The sequence below is a fragment of the Pseudomonas sp. DWP3-1-3b3 genome, from assembly GCF_049896305.1.
GTDB lineage: Bacteria > Pseudomonadota > Gammaproteobacteria > Pseudomonadales > Pseudomonadaceae > Aquipseudomonas > Aquipseudomonas azotoformans_A.
The window spans coordinates 137023-151935 of the sequence record NZ_JAFCUA010000004.1; the positions used below are offsets into that span (position 1 = coordinate 137023).

General features: G+C 62.2%; 15 protein-coding genes. 8 read left to right on the forward strand and 7 right to left on the reverse strand.

Translation table 11 applies throughout. The features are described 5' to 3' along the window. Window positions 1–2: 2 nt before the first annotated feature. From ACP7BX_RS13825 to ACP7BX_RS13840, 4 genes are all read left to right on the forward strand, one after another. Entirely contained in the window at window positions 3–491 is a 489-nt protein-coding gene (locus tag ACP7BX_RS13825) for a Csu type fimbrial protein (RefSeq protein WP_426160593.1), read from the forward strand. A 25-nt stretch (window positions 492–516) separates the two neighbouring features. Next, window positions 517–1305: a molecular chaperone gene (locus ACP7BX_RS13830; protein ID WP_314530007.1), complete on the forward strand. Its 789-nt coding sequence runs from the start codon at window positions 517–519 to the stop codon at window positions 1303–1305. Between the two features lie 139 nt (window positions 1306–1444). Further along, window positions 1445–3739 carry a fimbria/pilus outer membrane usher protein gene (locus ACP7BX_RS13835; protein WP_426160595.1) on the forward strand — a complete coding sequence of 765 codons (2295 nt, stop codon included), beginning with the start codon at window positions 1445–1447 and terminating at the stop codon, window positions 3737–3739. Beyond that, complete coding sequence (locus ACP7BX_RS13840; RefSeq protein WP_314530012.1) at window positions 3736–4710, forward strand: spore coat U domain-containing protein; 975 nt, start codon at window positions 3736–3738, stop codon at window positions 4708–4710. Before ACP7BX_RS13835 ends, ACP7BX_RS13840 begins: the two co-directional genes overlap by 4 nt. On the opposite strand, the gene ACP7BX_RS13845 is transcribed toward ACP7BX_RS13840, so the two are convergent. Both ACP7BX_RS13845 and ACP7BX_RS13850 read right to left on the reverse strand, forming a co-directional pair. Continuing rightward, a complete protein-coding gene (locus ACP7BX_RS13845) occupies window positions 4707–5444 on the reverse strand; it encodes an anti-sigma factor family protein (RefSeq protein WP_426160596.1) in 738 nt (245 codons plus the stop codon). The two genes, ACP7BX_RS13840 and ACP7BX_RS13845, sit on opposite strands and share 4 nt — an antisense overlap. Continuing rightward, the gene (locus tag ACP7BX_RS13850; protein WP_016976147.1) at window positions 5441–5947 is read right to left on the reverse strand and encodes an RNA polymerase sigma factor; all 507 of its coding nucleotides are present in this window, start codon (window positions 5945–5947) and stop codon (window positions 5441–5443) included. The genes ACP7BX_RS13845 and ACP7BX_RS13850 overlap by 4 nt, the downstream gene beginning before the upstream one ends. A 168-nt stretch (window positions 5948–6115) precedes the next feature. On the opposite strand from ACP7BX_RS13850, the gene ACP7BX_RS13855 reads away from it, so the two are divergent. Continuing rightward, window positions 6116–7198: a catalase family peroxidase gene (locus ACP7BX_RS13855; protein ID WP_314530014.1), complete on the forward strand. Its 1083-nt coding sequence runs from the start codon at window positions 6116–6118 to the stop codon at window positions 7196–7198. After that, the gene (locus ACP7BX_RS13860) at window positions 7195–7734 is read left to right on the forward strand and encodes a cytochrome b (protein ID WP_314530015.1); all 540 of its coding nucleotides are present in this window, start codon (window positions 7195–7197) and stop codon (window positions 7732–7734) included. Before ACP7BX_RS13855 ends, ACP7BX_RS13860 begins: the two co-directional genes overlap by 4 nt. On the opposite strand, the gene ACP7BX_RS13865 is transcribed toward ACP7BX_RS13860, so the two are convergent. Further along, window positions 7629–8906 (reverse strand): MFS transporter, encoded by a 1278-nt coding sequence (locus ACP7BX_RS13865; RefSeq protein WP_426160597.1) that lies wholly within the window; start codon window positions 8904–8906, stop codon window positions 7629–7631. The genes ACP7BX_RS13860 and ACP7BX_RS13865 overlap by 106 nt on opposite strands. Before the next feature lie 98 nt (window positions 8907–9004). Here ACP7BX_RS13865 and ACP7BX_RS13870 point away from each other — a divergent pair, with 98 nt between their 5' ends. Beyond that, window positions 9005–9457 (forward strand): winged helix-turn-helix transcriptional regulator, encoded by a 453-nt coding sequence (locus ACP7BX_RS13870; RefSeq protein ID WP_426160598.1) that lies wholly within the window; start codon window positions 9005–9007, stop codon window positions 9455–9457. On the opposite strand, the gene ACP7BX_RS13875 is transcribed toward ACP7BX_RS13870, so the two are convergent. After that, on the reverse strand, window positions 9454–10605 hold the full coding sequence (locus ACP7BX_RS13875; protein WP_426160599.1) for a M14 family metallopeptidase: 1152 nt from the start codon (window positions 10603–10605) through the stop codon (window positions 9454–9456). The genes ACP7BX_RS13870 and ACP7BX_RS13875 overlap by 4 nt on opposite strands. 466 nt (window positions 10606–11071) lie before the next feature. Next, on the reverse strand, window positions 11072–11422 hold the full coding sequence (locus ACP7BX_RS13880; protein ID WP_426160600.1) for a DUF6124 family protein: 351 nt from the start codon (window positions 11420–11422) through the stop codon (window positions 11072–11074). A gap of 132 nt (window positions 11423–11554) precedes the next feature. Here ACP7BX_RS13880 and ACP7BX_RS13885 point away from each other — a divergent pair, with 132 nt between their 5' ends. Further along, window positions 11555–12187: a LexA family protein gene (locus ACP7BX_RS13885; RefSeq protein WP_426160601.1), complete on the forward strand. Its 633-nt coding sequence runs from the start codon at window positions 11555–11557 to the stop codon at window positions 12185–12187. Here the strand turns inward: ACP7BX_RS13885 and ACP7BX_RS13890 are convergent. Continuing rightward, window positions 12184–14109: an acetyl/propionyl/methylcrotonyl-CoA carboxylase subunit alpha gene (locus ACP7BX_RS13890; protein WP_426160602.1), complete on the reverse strand. Its 1926-nt coding sequence runs from the start codon at window positions 14107–14109 to the stop codon at window positions 12184–12186. The genes ACP7BX_RS13885 and ACP7BX_RS13890 overlap by 4 nt on opposite strands. Next, window positions 14106–14912 carry a gamma-carboxygeranoyl-CoA hydratase gene (locus tag ACP7BX_RS13895; protein WP_426160603.1) on the reverse strand — a complete coding sequence of 269 codons (807 nt, stop codon included), beginning with the start codon at window positions 14910–14912 and terminating at the stop codon, window positions 14106–14108. Before ACP7BX_RS13895 ends, ACP7BX_RS13890 begins: the two co-directional genes overlap by 4 nt. Between the last annotated feature and the right edge of the window lies 1 nt (window position 14913).

A 14913-nucleotide genomic window follows, 5' to 3' on the forward strand; every position in this document is an offset into this window, starting at 1 on the left:
CGATGTGGCTCAGAGCGTTGCTGGCCTGTGCGCTGGCGGTGCCGCTGCCGTTATCGGCGGTGACCAGCCAGAGCTTCCAGGTGAGCGCGACCATCACACCGGGTTGCCTGATTGTGGGCGGGGGCTCCAATTACGGCGCGCTGACCTACGGCAGTTATTCGGCCCTGGCCACCAGCACGGTCACGGCGGCGTTGACCGGGGGCGTCACCTTGCAATGTACGCCGGGGGTGACGCTGAGCATGAGCGTCGACGGTGGCCTGCACAGCGGCACCGGGCGCAATCTGCAGCTCAACAGCGGCAGCGCGCGGGTGGCTTACCAGTTGTTTTGGGATGCGGCGTTCAGCCAAAGCCTGGGGATTGGCCAGAGCGTCAATGTGGCCTACAGCGATGCCAATAACATCAACCTGCCCATTTACGGACGGGTGCAATTGCCGGGCAATCAGCCTGGGGGGACATACAGCGACACGCTGCAGGTGCAGCTGACGTGGTAAGGCTATCGGTATAAGGAGTGGGGTTATGCGTTCACCTTCCCGGCGGCTGTGGGCCGCGGGTATTGCCTTGAGTGCGGTGTGCACGGCGGGGTTCGTACAGGCGGCCAGTTCGGTGCTGATCTGGCCCATCGACCCGGTGCTGGAGGCCGATCAACAGGCCAGTGCGCTATGGCTGGAAAACCGTGGGAGCGAAACCGCGAGCCTGCAGATTCGTGTGTTTGCGTGGAGCCAGAGCGGCTTCGACGAGCAATACCAGAACCAGCGCGATGTGATCGGCAGCCCGCCGGTGGCGCGAATCGAGCCGGGGCAAAAACAACTGGTACGCCTGACTCGCACCCGCGAAGTGCCACCTGGGCAAGAGTTGGCCTACCGCATCATCATCGATGAAATCCCTTCGCCCTTGCAGGTGCCGACGCCGCCAGAGGGCAAGAACACCGCAGCGGCGATTCGCTTCCAGATGCGCTACTCGGTGCCGCTGTTCGCCTATGGCGCGGGCCTGTGGAGCAAGGAAGACAGTACGCGCCAGCGCGACCCCAACGGCGCCGGCAAGCCGGACTTGAGCTGGCACAAGGTCACGGTGGCAGGGCGCAACTATATCGAGGTGCGTAACCAGGGCGCCGTGCATGCGCGCCTTACCGATGCTTCATTCAAACAGGGCGGGCAGACCAAACCCCTGGTCGATGGCTTATTGGGCTACGTGTTGCCGGGCGCGACCATGCGCTGGCCGGTGCCGGATGCGCTGTCGGCTGATCAGCCCCTGCAGGTCAGGATCAACGGTGCGCAACAGTTGGAGAGCCTCGCGCCGAAGCGGTAACCGAGTGTAGCGGGGCGGGACGCTCCGGGTTTTAAACGGATGGAGATGTCCATTGAAGGACACAACGCCATGTGTGAGTCGTGGTCGGACTCGTCGTCTATGGCCGTCGGTAGCAGTGGTAAGCGGGCTATGGGCTGCAATGGTTGCGCCCCAAGGCGTGGCTGGCGACCTGCCACCGCCGCCGAGCAGTATGGAGGCTGTCGCCGATGCACAGTTGTTTCTGGAACTGGTGGTCAACCAGATGGACACCGGCCGCGTCATTGCGGTCGATCAACGCGCCGGGCAACTCTATGTCCCCGCCGGTGCGTTGCAGGATGTGGGCATGAAGCTGCCCGGTGAACTGAGTGGCAGCGTGGGTTTGGACATGATCCCAGGCCTGCACAGTGACTACGACAGCAATGGCCAGCGCCTGCTGCTGGATGTGCCGCCGGCGTGGTTGAAGGAACAGTTTATCGGCAACCGCAACACCTACCCGCGCACCCAGGCGATGAGCAGTTTCGGTGCCTTGCTCAACTATGACCTGTACTTCAACGACACTGACGAAGGCGGCAGCTACCTCGCCGCCTGGAACGAAGTGCGGCTGTTCGACAACTGGGGCACCTTGTCCAACACCGGCCAGTATCGCCAGACCCTGGCCGATGGGATCAGCAGCACTACCTTCAACAATGGCTACCGGCGCTATGACACTACTTGGCGTTTCTCCGATGATGAGCGGCTACTGACCTACGAGGCCGGTGACGTGATCAGCGGTGCTTTGCCCTGGAGCAGCTCGGTACGCCTGGGCGGTGTGCAGTTTTCACGGGACTTCGCCGTGCGCCCGGACCTGGTGACCTACCCCTTGCCGCAATTTGCCGGTGAAGCCGCCGTGCCGTCCTCGGTGGACCTGTTTATCAACGGCTACAAATCCGACAGTGCACTGCTGCAACCAGGGCCTTACACCCTGACCAACGTGCCGTTTATCAACGGAGCGGGTGAGGCGGTGGTGGTGACCACCGACGCGCTGGGTCGCCAGGTGTCGACCACGGTGCCGTTTTATGTGACGAGTTCGCTGCTGCAAAAAGGCCTGACGGATTTCTCGGTGGCCGCCGGTTCCTTGCGCCGGGAATACACCTTGAAAGATTTTGCCTACGGGCCTGGCGTCGCCAGCGGCACCTTTCGTTATGGTTATTCCGACAACCTGACCCTGGAAAGCCATGCCGAAGCGTCCAGTGACCTGACCCTCGGCGGCCTGGGTGGCAACCTGCGGCTGGGCAACTTCGGCGTGCTCAACACCGCCGTCAGCCAAAGCCAGTTCGAAGGGCGCAGCGGCCAGCAACTGAGCCTGGGGTATTCATACAACAGCACGCGCTACAGCCTGTCGTACCAACGGGTCGAGCGGCGCGATGAGTACGCTGACCTGACCCTGGTCGACACGCCCTACGCCAGCCTCAGCAAACGCAGCGAGCAGGTGACCCTGAGCCTCAACCTTGAGCGCTTCGGCAGCCTGGGCGTAGGTTACTTCGACGTGCAGGCAGCGGACGATTCGCGCACGCGCTTGCTCAACCTGAGCTGGAGCAAACCCCTGTGGCACAACACCAGTTTCTACCTGTCGGCCAACCGTGAGATTGGCGATAGCAACTGGGCGATGCAGGCGCAGCTGGTTATCCCGTTCGACCTCAACGGCAGCCTGGCCGTGAGCACCGAGCGCAGCAAGGATGGCGCCAGCCGCCAGCGCCTCAACTACAGCCGCGCGGTGCCGAGCGAAGGTGGGGTGGGCTACAACCTCGGTTATGCCCAGGGCGATGGCCCGGCGTACCGGCAGGCCGACCTGACCTGGCGCTTGCAGTCGGTGCAGTTGCAGGCCGGTGTGTACGGCAGCAGCGACGCCGAGACGCGCTGGGCGGATGCCAGTGGCTCGCTGGTGTGGATGGGCGGCGATATGTTTGCCGCCAACCGTATCAACGACGCTTTTGTGGTGGTGAGTACCCAGGGTTTCGCCGGGATTCCGGTGCGCTATGAAAACCAGTTGGTCGGCGAGACCGACCGCAACGGCCATCTGTTGGTGCCCTGGAGCAGTGCGTATTACCGCGGCAAATATGAAATCGATCCGTTGAACCTCCCGCTCAACGTGCAGAGCCCGAATGTGGAGCAGCGTGTGTCGGTGCGTCGTGGCAGCGGCTACCTGCTGGAGTTTCCATTACGTCGGGTGCTCGCGGCCAGTGTCACGCTGGTGGACACCCAACATCAGGAATTGCCCCTGGGTAGCCTGGTGGTGCATGAGCAAAGCGGCCAGCAGGCGGTGGTCGGTTGGGATGGCCTGGTGTACCTGGAAAACCTCTCGGCCCATAACACGTTGCAGGTCACGTTGGGTGAAGGGCGTACGTGCCAGGCGCGGTTCGAGATGGACGAGCAGCAACAGGGCGTGCCGTTGATCGGGCCGTTGGTGTGCCAATGAAACGTACGGGCTGGCTGTGTCTGATGGGGTTAATGTTTGCTGGACCGGCCATGGCGGCGTGCTCCGTGGTGACCACGGCACCGGCGAGTTTCGGTCCTATCAGTTCCATGGCGGTGCGCACAGCCGTACAGGCCAGCTCGACGACCAATTCAGGGTTGAGCTGCACCTCGGCGTTGATTTCGCTGCTGGTGTCCTCCGATCATTTTTACGCGACGATCACTTCATCCAAGACCGGGATGGTCGGGCCTACCGGGGATGTCATCGGCTACACAATCTACGGTAACAACACCACCAGCTTTCCGATCACGCGCGGTGCGCAATTTGACTTCGGCGGCGCCGGCGGGATCGCTCAGAGTTTTGGCTTGATTGCGGGCCCCGGCGCGAAAACCCTGCCGCTGTACGTGAGCAGCATTACCGGCAGTAACGTCGCCGCAGGCCTGTACACCGAGACCCTGAGCATCGCCTGGAGCTGGAATTATTGTTCGGGTATTGGCATCGGCGGCATCTGCGCCGGCCGGGACATCGGCAGTGGTACCGCGTCATTGACGGTGAGCATGACGGTCACCAACGACTGCCAGATCACCGCGCCCAACATCAGTTTTGGCAGCGCGCCGGTCATCAGCGGGTTTACCGCCGTCACCGGCCAGACCATCAGTATTTCCTGCACCAAAGGCAGTGCCTACAACGTCGGCTTGAGCGACGGCCAGAACGCCGTCAGCGTGGGCGGTCGGCGGCGGATGATCTCGGGCAGCAACTATCTGGCCTATGACATCTTCAAAAGCGCCGGCACCACGCGCTGGGGCAGTGTGGGCGCAGCGCGTCGCGACAGCTCCACCGCCGAGATCAATCCCGGCAACGGCCTGGGCATCGGCAGCCAAGTGTTCAACTACAACGCCAAGATCTACACCGACCAGTCCACGCCTCCCGCCGGCACCTACTTGGACAACGTGGTGCTTGACGTCGGTTTCTAGAACTTCAGCAGCGGCGGGCTAGGCTGATCCACGGGGCTGACCACCGCATAGTTGTAGCCGGCACCCGACCAGTATTGCGCCTGCAAGCCATCGGCACTGCGACTGCCTCTTGGCAGGAAACCGTTTTCCGGTCCCGGTGGGCGGATATAGAAACTGATGCGCCGGCCTTGCGGGTCCTCGTACAGCACCATGGCCGCGGCGCCTTGCTCAGTGGTGAGCAGGCGCCCGCTGACCGGCGTGAACCCGGAAGCACTCAAGTCCGGCAGGCGGTGCGCCTGGTTGAAGTAGCGGTCGAGCCAGGCTTGCATCGTGCCGCCGCCCTGCACCTTGTAGTCGGCGGGCATGATGCCGTCCTGGGCAAACAGGCGGAATGCCTGCATCGCATCGGCCATCGGCAGTTGGACCGGCTGGGTGACTTCACGGGCGTGCCAGCCACCGACACCGCCGAGGCTGATGGCGACCAGCAGCACGGCGGCCGTAGCCAAGTGGCGCCGTGATTGACGCTTGATGCGCTGGCGGATCAGTGCCGGGTCCAGGTCTGGGTTGACCGGCTGTTGCAGGGCGCCGCCCAACGCGGCACGCAGCAACTGCGCATCGTGTTGCCAGGCGTGGACCTGGGCGGCGACATCCGGGTGGGCGGCCAAGTAGGTTTCAAGCACGCGGCGATCACTCTCCAGCAGTTGGTGATCGACGTAGGCATGCAAATCGCGTTCGCTGGGGGGCAGGCTGATCATTTGAGTATCCGCAGGGAAGGGCTGGCAATTTCGCCATCACTGAGTTGACGCAGGGCTTGGCGCGCCCGTGACAGGCGCGACATCACGGTGCCGATGGGCACCTCGAGAATCTCGGCGATTTCCTTGTAGCTCAGGCCTTCCACCGAAACCCACAGCAGCAGCGCGCGCTGCTCGGTGTTGAGTTGATCGAAGGCTTGCAGGGTCGATTGGGCGATCACCGTGCGTTCCACCGACGGCTGCGCATCGTCACGCCCGGTGAAGAATTCCAGCATGCGTGCATAGCGCCGGGTGCGGCGGTGGGCGTCAAGGAACTGCCGGTAGAGGATCGAAAACAGCCAGGCGCGCAAGTCGCCTTCGACGCGTTTGTCGGCCCAACTGATGATCGCCCTTTCCAGGGTCGACTGCACCAGGTCGTCGGCGCTGCTGGCGTTACGGGTCAGGGACACGGCAAAGCGCCGTAGCCTTGGGATGAGTTCACGTAACTGTTCGTCGAGTTCATGCATGGGAATCTGGCTGGTCACTACGCTGGGACTAGAGAGACGTGCGGCGTTGAAGGTTATTCCCGATCCTGGGAAATAAATCAAAGGCCAGGGAATAGAGCCGGTCGGCGTTCGTCTTAATGCTCCGACCTTATGTTTACCCCCTAAGGCCTTTGGCCCTGGAGTTCCTTCATGGTAGATCACTCATCACCGCCCCGTCCTCCGCTGAGCACTGCGAGCCTGATCGCGCGCCTGGCGGGTATCGGTGCCGTGGTTGCGGTTGTGGCGGGGGCTTTTGCCTACGTCAATGGCACCCTCGACCCACAGCGCCTGCGCCCGAAAACCCTGGTCAATGCCCTGGAAACCAACAACGGCGTTCACCCAGGCTTCCGGCGTAACCACGCCAAGGGCGTGTGCGTGGCCGGTTATTTCGAGAGCAGCGCCGAAGCCCGCGCCTACTCCAGCGCCCAGGTGTTCAGCGAGGCCAAGACCCCGTTGATCGGACGGTTCGCCTTGCCCAGCGGTAACCCCTACGCGCCGGACAGCAGTGTGCCGATCCGCAGTTTTGCCGTGCAGTTCAGCCAGGCCAACGGCCAGCAGTGGCGCACCGGCATGAACAGCATGCCAGTGTTCCCGGTGGGCACGCCCGAGGCGTTCTACCAAATGCTCAAGGCCGGTGCGCCGCAGCCTGCCACCGGCAAGCCGGACCCGGCGAGCATGCCGGCATTTTTTGCTGCTCATCCCGAGACGGCGCCGTTCCTGGCGTGGGTCAAGACCGCCAAGCCTTCGGCCAGTTATGCGACCGAAACTTACAACGGCATTAACACGTTCTTCCTGGTAGGGGCCGATGGCAAGCGCCAGGCCGTGCGTTGGGGCGTGGTGCCGCAGAGCCAGGATGCGGCGGGTGATACTGCGCCTGTGGGTGGTGATTTCCTGGAAAAGGACCTGGTCCAGCGCCTGGCGACCGGACCGCTGCGCTGGCAGTTGAACATGACCCTGGCCAACCCCGGCGACCCCGTGGACGATGCAAGCAAGGCCTGGACCGGCGAGCATAAAGTCATCAACGCCGGCACCCTGGTGCTGCAAAGCAGCCAGCCGCAGGCAGATGGCGATTGCCGCGATATCAACTTTGATCCACTGATTCTGCCCAGCGGTATCGAAGCCTCCAATGACCCGTTGCTGGCGGCCCGTTCGGCGGCGTACGCCAGCTCGTACCTGCGTCGCGCCGGTGAAGTCAGCCCGTTGCACAGCGCCCCTCAGGAGTCGAAGCCATGAATGCCCAACCCCGGTTTTTCGCGCCCCTGGCGCGCCTGCTGCATTGGCTGATGGCGCTGATGGTCATCGCCATGCTGTTTATCGGCGCGGGCCTGGCGGCCTCGGTTTCGGAGCGGCATGAGTGGTTGATCCACCTGCACAAGCCGTTGGGTATCGCGATCCTGGCCTTGGTGATCGTGCGTTTGGTCGTGCGCTTCTCCACGCGCCAACCGCCGTTGCCTGCTGACTTGCCGTTGTGGCAAGTACTGGCGGCCAGGGCGTCCCATCTGGTGTTGTATGCGTTGATGCTGGTGTTGCCGCTGCTGGGCTGGGCGATGATTTCGGCGGCGGGCGACCCGGTAATGCTTAGCAGTTCGGTGCAGTTGCCGGCGCTGGTGGGGGCGAACGCGCCGTTGTTCGCGGTGTTGCGCAGGGCCCATGGGTTCCTGGCCTATCTGCTATTCCTGACCGTGCTGTTGCACCTGGCGGCGGCGTTGTTCCATGGGTTGATCCGCCGTGACGGCGTGCTGCAAAGCATGACCGGCAGCAAGGACTGAAACAGGTCTCGGGGCAGTGTGGCCAGCCAGTAGATCAGCGCCAGCAGGTTGATGGCGGCGCCGAGGCCACACACCCCAATCCAACCGCCCCAGGCATACAGTGCGGTTGCGCTGATGGAGCCCAGCGCACTGCCCACTGAGTAAAACAGCATGTAGCCGGCCACCAGCCGGCTCTGGGCGTCGGGGCGCACGGCGTAGATCAGGCTCTGGCTGGTGACATGTACGGCTTGCAGGCCCAGGTCGAACACAATCACGCCGAGCACTAATGCCCACAATGATGATTGGGTAAAACCGATGGCGACCCAGGACAGCAGCATCAGCAGCAATGCCGTGCCGCTGGTCCACTGGGCAAAGCCTTTGTCGGCCAAGCGACCGGCGCGGGCAGCGCCAAGTGCTCCGGCGGCGCCGGCGAGTCCGAACAGGCCAATCTGCGTGTGGGAAAGCGACAGCGGCGGGGCGCTCAAGGGCAGTACCAGTGGCGTCCACAAGACGGTGCCGGCGGCGAAAATCAACATCGCCAGCACGGCGCGGTCACGCAGGACCTTTTCCTCCTTGAACAGGCTGAAGACCGAGCGGAGCAGCGCACCATAAGTGCCGGTGGCGCGCGGTTGTTCGGTGCTTGGCAATACGCGCCACAGCAAGATCGCCATCACCAGCGTCAAGCCCGCCGACAGCAAGTAAACCGAGCGCCATCCCGCCAGGTCGGCCATCGCGCCAGACACCGAGCGGGCCAGCAGCAAACCGACCACGATACCGCTGGTGACCAACCCCACCACCTGCCCGCGCTGTTCGGGCGACGCCAGATGAGCAGCCAATGCCACCAGCACTTGAGCGACCACCGCCAACAGACCGGTCAATGCCATGCCGGCCAACAGCCAGAAACTGTTTGAGGACAATCCCACCACCAGCACGGCCAGCGTGGAGAGCAGCAGTTGGCTGACGATGAGCTTGCGCCGGTTGAGCAAGTCCCCGAGCGGCACCAGCAATAACAGGCCCACGCCATAACCGACCTGGGTGAGGGCAATGATGATGCCGACAGTGGCGTGGTCCATGGCGAAGGTCTCGGCCATGGCGTCGAGCAACGGCTGTGCGTAATAGACATTGGCCACTGACAGGCCGCAGGCGATGGCGAACAGCACCACCACTTTGTTACTCAAGGGGGAGGAAGGCATGGGGATATCCTTTGTGGTTTTGAAATGAAACCAGTTGTACCGTAAGGATTCCGGTTTTATATTGCAACTACATTATTGGTCGACGACAGGCAGCCCCGATGGTCAAGCTCACCCGCTTTGAAAGCGCCGAATGCCCGGTGGCGCGCTCACTGGATGCGATTGGCGATGGCTGGTCGCTGCTGATCATTCGCGATGCGTTTGATGGGATTCGCCGTTTTGGTGAGTTCCAGCGCAGCCTGGGAATGGCCAAAAACATCTTGTCCACGCGTTTGCGCAGTTTGGTGGCCCATGGGGTGTTGGAAATCGTGCCGGCGTCGGATGGCAGTGCGTATCAGGAGTACGTTCTGACGGAAAAGGGGCGGGGCCTGTTCAACGTGATCATCGGGTTGCGGCAGTGGGGCGAGGGTTTTTTCTATGGGGCAGGCGAGGCGCACTCGGTGATGGTGGACAGCGCCAGCGGCGAGCCGCTGCGAGCGCTGGAGTTGCGCTCGGCGGATGGACGGTTGCTGGGGCCTGAGGATTGTCGGCGGGTGCCCGCCGACTCGGTTTAGCGCAAGACGTCGACGATATCGGCCACGCTGCTCAACACATCCTTGCCCAGTTGCATCGAGCGTTTACCTGACCAACCGGTGAGCGGGTTGGGGGCGTCGTCGTTGTCCTTGAAGGGCATTTCCAGGGTCAGGGACAGGCAGTCGAACTGCTGGCCGACGGCATTGCACGCCAGGGTCATATTGGCTTCGCCCGGCAGGTCGCGGGTGTAGCCGTGGGTGGTCTGGAAATCGCGGGTCAGGCCGCTCAAGTGGCTGCGGAAGTGTTTTTCCAGGGCCTCGATGCGCGGCGTGTAGCCGGGGTTGCCTTCGCAGCCGGCGGTGAAGACGTAGGGGATTTCCTCGTCGCCGTGGATATCGAGGAACAGGTCGACGCCGTACTTTTCCATCTGTTGCTGCACGAACAACACTTCCGGGCTGATCGCCTGGCTCGCGCTCTGCCAGGCGCGGTTGAGGTCCTGGCCTGCGGCGTTGGTGCGCAGGTGGCCGTGGAACGCGCCGTCCGGGTTCATGTTGGGCACCAGGTACAGGTCAGCGACTTTCAGCAGTTTTTTCAGCTCGGCGTCACCGTCCTGTTGCAGGCGTTCAATGATGCCTTCCATAAACCATTCGGCCATGTGTTCGCCGGGATGCTGTTGGGCGATGATCCAGACCTTGCGCCGGCCTTCGCCGCCTTTGCCACGACGCAGCAGCTGGATATCACGGCCTTCGACACTTTTACCGGTGGCCAACAGTTGAGTGCCGGCGCGGCTCACAGCCTGCTCGATCAGCCAGTCGTGACGCTCACGGCTGTAGGGTTCGAAGTACGCAATCCAGGCGTGCTTCTCGCGGGTCTCAAGGCTGATATGCAGGATTTCACCATCAAAGCGAGAGGGCACCCGGAACCAATTGATATGGTCGTAGGACGCCACGGCGTTGTAGCCGCTCCACGCATGCGGGTAAGACGACTTGCCCGCGTTGCTCAAGCGGAAGGTATGGGTGTGGCCCACGTGCATGCCTTCGGCCTTGAAGTGGAACCACTGGAAGTGTTGGCTACGGGTGTCGGGTTTGATAGCGAGCAACAACTGATGGGAATCGTGGGCATCCAGAACCTGGATATTGCCACTGTCGAAGTCGGTGCTGATCCTGATGGAGGTCAAGGCCACGGTCATAGTCTGTTTGCCTGAATATGAGTGTTGTGGCGGCTATAGTACACAGGAGTCTGGTAAAGACTGGATGCAAAAATTGTTGCACGGGGGAGGGGGCGTCATCCTTGACGCCGCAGCAGCTTAGAATCTATGAGATTGATTCTCAAGCGCTATTTCGCAAAGGTTTGGACTAGAGCGTTCGACTGGCTTTCTTTTGGCGATGGTCTTTTGCTACCATGCGCGCCATCAAGCAACACACAGTCTTCATTAGCCTGAAGCCATGCCAGGGAAACTGGCAAAAAAAAGACCCGGCCAAAGAGCCGGGTCAAAAACCGTGATTAGCCTGATGAGGAGATATTCCAAGAGTCCGACCTAAGGTCCCTTGGTCTATCGACTGATCTCGCGATCAGCTAGGTCCAATAATAATCATTATCATTTGCAAGTCAAATGTTTTTATCCGTGAGATAGAAATATTTTTCTTCTGCGCCTGTTATCCGTTCGCTTGAGCCGCTGGCGGCTGCAACGACCGCTCCACCATCGCTTTCGCCATATCGATCAAATACACCACCGAAAACGCCAGGTCGCGATGATTGCCCTGATGGCTGCTCGCGGATTCATAGGCAGTGGCTGCGGCGCTGCGCAACAGGTCCGAGGCGTGTACGAGGGCTTCCTCCTGGCTGATGCCCGGCTTGATGGCGAACAGGGCGCCGTCAGGGGCTGCTGCCGACATCTCTTCTTTCAAGTAAAAGTCCAACGCGCGCTGGGCGGCACCGCTGCTGCGCAGGTCGTGCATTTCAGTGTCTTCAGGGAGTTCAGGCAGGAGATACGGGCTGGTCGTCATAAGGGGCGGTACTCTGTAGTGGGTGTCGAAAACCTTATGTCCGATGATAGTACGTATCGTATTTATGTCGTTTTATGGATTACTACAAACTGTTTATTGCCCTGAAAACTACGTGACGTATTGTCAGCTCCCATGGATAACTGGATTGCGTTGGTCAAGGCCAACATGGAAGACCGCAAGGTCACGCAGGGTGAATTGGCTGAGCGCCTGGGCATGTCCCAAGGCGGCGTCGGTCATTGGCTCAACAAGCGCCGTGCACCCAGCGTGGTGGACATGAACCGGGTACTCGCGGCGCTAGGGTTGGGATACCTGGAAGTCGCGCTGGACATTCGCGAACGGCCCGAAGAGGCGCCTGCGCAGAAGAACTACAACCCGTATTTCCGCTACCCTGTCAGCGATTGGAAAGGGTTGTGCGAGGTCCGCGAAGAGCGTGCGGCCTATGGCGCGGTGCGCTTCGAACTCACGGATTACCCTGCTCAGGGGGATGCGTTCTGGCTGCCAGTCACAGGCGACGCCATGACCGCACCCAGCGGCTTGAGCGTCAGTGCGGGCATGTTGATCCTGGTCGACCCGGCCATCCAGGCCGAGCCTGGCAAACTGGTGGTCGCCCAACGGGCCGGAAGCCTTCAGGCGACCTTCCGCCAGTTGCAGGAAGAAAGCGGCCAGCGTTACCTGGTACCGCTCAATCCCACCTACCCCAAGCAGCCATTCACCGACGATTGCCACATCCTGGGGGTTGTTGTTCAAGCCACGGCAAAGTTCTAGTCGACCGTTTCGAGGTCCACCAACGCGCAACCTTCTGCAACCATTTCACCTTCCTGGCAGAACAACGCCTTGACCACCCCGGCGTGAGGCGCGCGGATGCTGTGCTCCATCTTCATGGCCTCCAGCACCACCAGCTGCGTGCCAGCTTCGACGTGCTGACCGACCTCCACCAGCACCCGCACGATGCTGCCGTTCATCGGCGCCGTGAGGCCGCCTTGATGTGACTGGTTGGCCTCAACCGCCGCAATCGGGTCGAACAATGTGACGGCCTGCATCTCGCCGTCCCAGCGCAAAAACACGCTGCTTTCGCTGCGGACTGCCAGATGGCTGTGACGCACGCCCTGCTGCTCGATCAGCAGATGTTCGCCCCGCAGTTGTGGCGCATCAGCCGCCAGCGTCACCAACCGATCCTGGCCATTGCAGCTCAAATGCAACGAAACTTCGGCAGGTAACCCGGCGCGAAACCCTCGCGAATCTGCCCAAGGCCCATCACTCTTCGGCAAGCTCTGAATGAAGGCCGCGCCCGCCGCTTGCCAGAACGCATCACTCAATACTCCAGGCGCGGGTAGCAACTCCTCCTGATAGCGCGGAATAAACCCGGTATCCAACTCAGCCGCCGCAAACGCCGGGTGCCCGATGATGCGCCGCAAAAATCCCAGGTTGGTCTTCAGCCCGCCGATGGCAAACTCGTCCAGCATGGCCAGCAACCGCAATCGCGCCTGTTCACGGTCTTCACCCCAGGCAATCAGCTTGCCGAGCATGGGGTCGTAGAACGGCGACACACTGTCGCCTTGCTCCACACCGCTGTCCACGCGGCGCCCAGGGCCCGGTGCGGACTCACGATACAGCGCCAGGTGCCCGGTGGCGGGTAGGAAGTCATTGGCGGGGTCTTCGGCATACAGCCGCACTTCGATGGCATGGCCGATCAGCGGCACCTGCTCCTGGGTGATCGGCAACGCCTCGCCCTGGGCGACACGGATCTGCCAGGCCACCAGGTCCAGGCCGGTGATCGCTTCGGTCACCGGATGCTCCACTTGCAGCCGCGTGTTCATCTCCATGAAGAAGAACTCACCGCGCGCGTCCAGCAAGAACTCCACGGTGCCTGCGCCGACATAGCCGATGGCCTGGGCCGCACGCACGGCGGCTTCGCCCATGGCCTTGCGCTGTTCAACGCTCAGTCCCGGTGCTGGCGCCTCTTCGACGACCTTCTGGTGGCGACGCTGGATCGAGCAGTCACGTTCATTGAGGTACAGGCAATGCCCGTGTTGATCGGCAAACACCTGGATCTCCACGTGACGTGGCTTGAGCAGGTACTTTTCCACCAGCATCTGCCCGTTGCCGAAGGACGACAGCGCCTCGCGCTGTGCCGAGGCCAGGGCTTCGGCCAACTGGCTGACATCCTCGACCACCTTCATGCCTTTGCCGCCACCACCGGCCGTGGCCTTGAGCAGTACCGGGTAACCGATGTGCTCGCAGGCGGCGCGGAAGGTTTCCAGGTCTTGAGCTTCGCCGTGGTAACCCGGCACCAGGGGCACGCCAGCGGTTTCCATCAAGGCCTTGGCGGCCGATTTGCTGCCCATGGCATCGATGGCCGAGGCGGGCGGACCGAGGAAGATCAACCCTGCCGCCTCAATCGCGCGGGCAAAACCGGCGTTCTCCGACAAAAAACCGTAACCCGGATGAATCGCCTGGGCGCCGCTGGCTTGGGCCGCCGCGATCAGTTTATCGATTTGCAGGTAGCTGTCAGTGGCCTTGCTGCCGCCCAGGTCGACACGGATATCCGCCTCACGGCTGTGGCGCGCATCGCGGTCGATGGCGCTATGTACCGCCACGGTGGTCAGGCCCATGGCCTTGGCGGTGCGCATCACTCGGCAAGCAATCTCGCCACGGTTGGCCACCAGCAGAGTCGTCAACGTACTCATGAACGCGGCTCCTGCGCTTGCCAGCTGGGTGGACGTTTTTGCAGGAAGGCGCGCAGGCCTTCCTGGCCCTCAGCGCTGACACGAATGCGCGCAATGGCATTTTCGCAATAGCGGCGCAGGGCCGGGGTGAGGGCGCCGTGGCCCACTTCGCGCAGCAGGTCCTTGCTGGCGCGCATGGCCGCCGGGCTGTTTTGCAGCAGGTTGGCAATCCACTGTTCGACCTGTTGATCCAACTCGCTGATCGGATAGCTTTCCGCCAACAAGCCGATCTCCCGTGCCCGCTCGCCGCCGAAGCGCTCAGCGGTCAGCGCATAGCGCCGTGCCGCACGTTCGCCGATGGCTTGCACCACGAACGGACTGATCACCGCTGGCGCCAGGCCAATGCGCACTTCCGACAGACAGAACTGCGCATCGTCCGCGCCAATCGCCATGTCACAGCAACTGATCAACCCCAGCGCTCCACCGTAGGCCGCACCTTGCACCACCGCCAGGGTCGGGATTTTCAGCTTGGCCAGGTTGTACATCAACTCTGCCAGTTCGCGGGCATCGTCCAGGTTGGTGTGGTAATCCAGCTCGGCCGATTGCTGCATCCAGGCCAGGTCGGCCCCGGCGCTGAAATGCTTGCCGCGCCCGCGCAGCACCAGAAAGCGCAGGGACGGATCGCCCTGCACCTGGTCGAGGGCGATGATCAGTTCGCGGATCATCTCGGCGTTGAACGCGTTGTTCTTGGCTTCACGACTGAGCCACAGCGTGGCAAAGCCACGGCGGTCGGTGATCAGTTCGAGGGTGTTGAAATCGCTCATG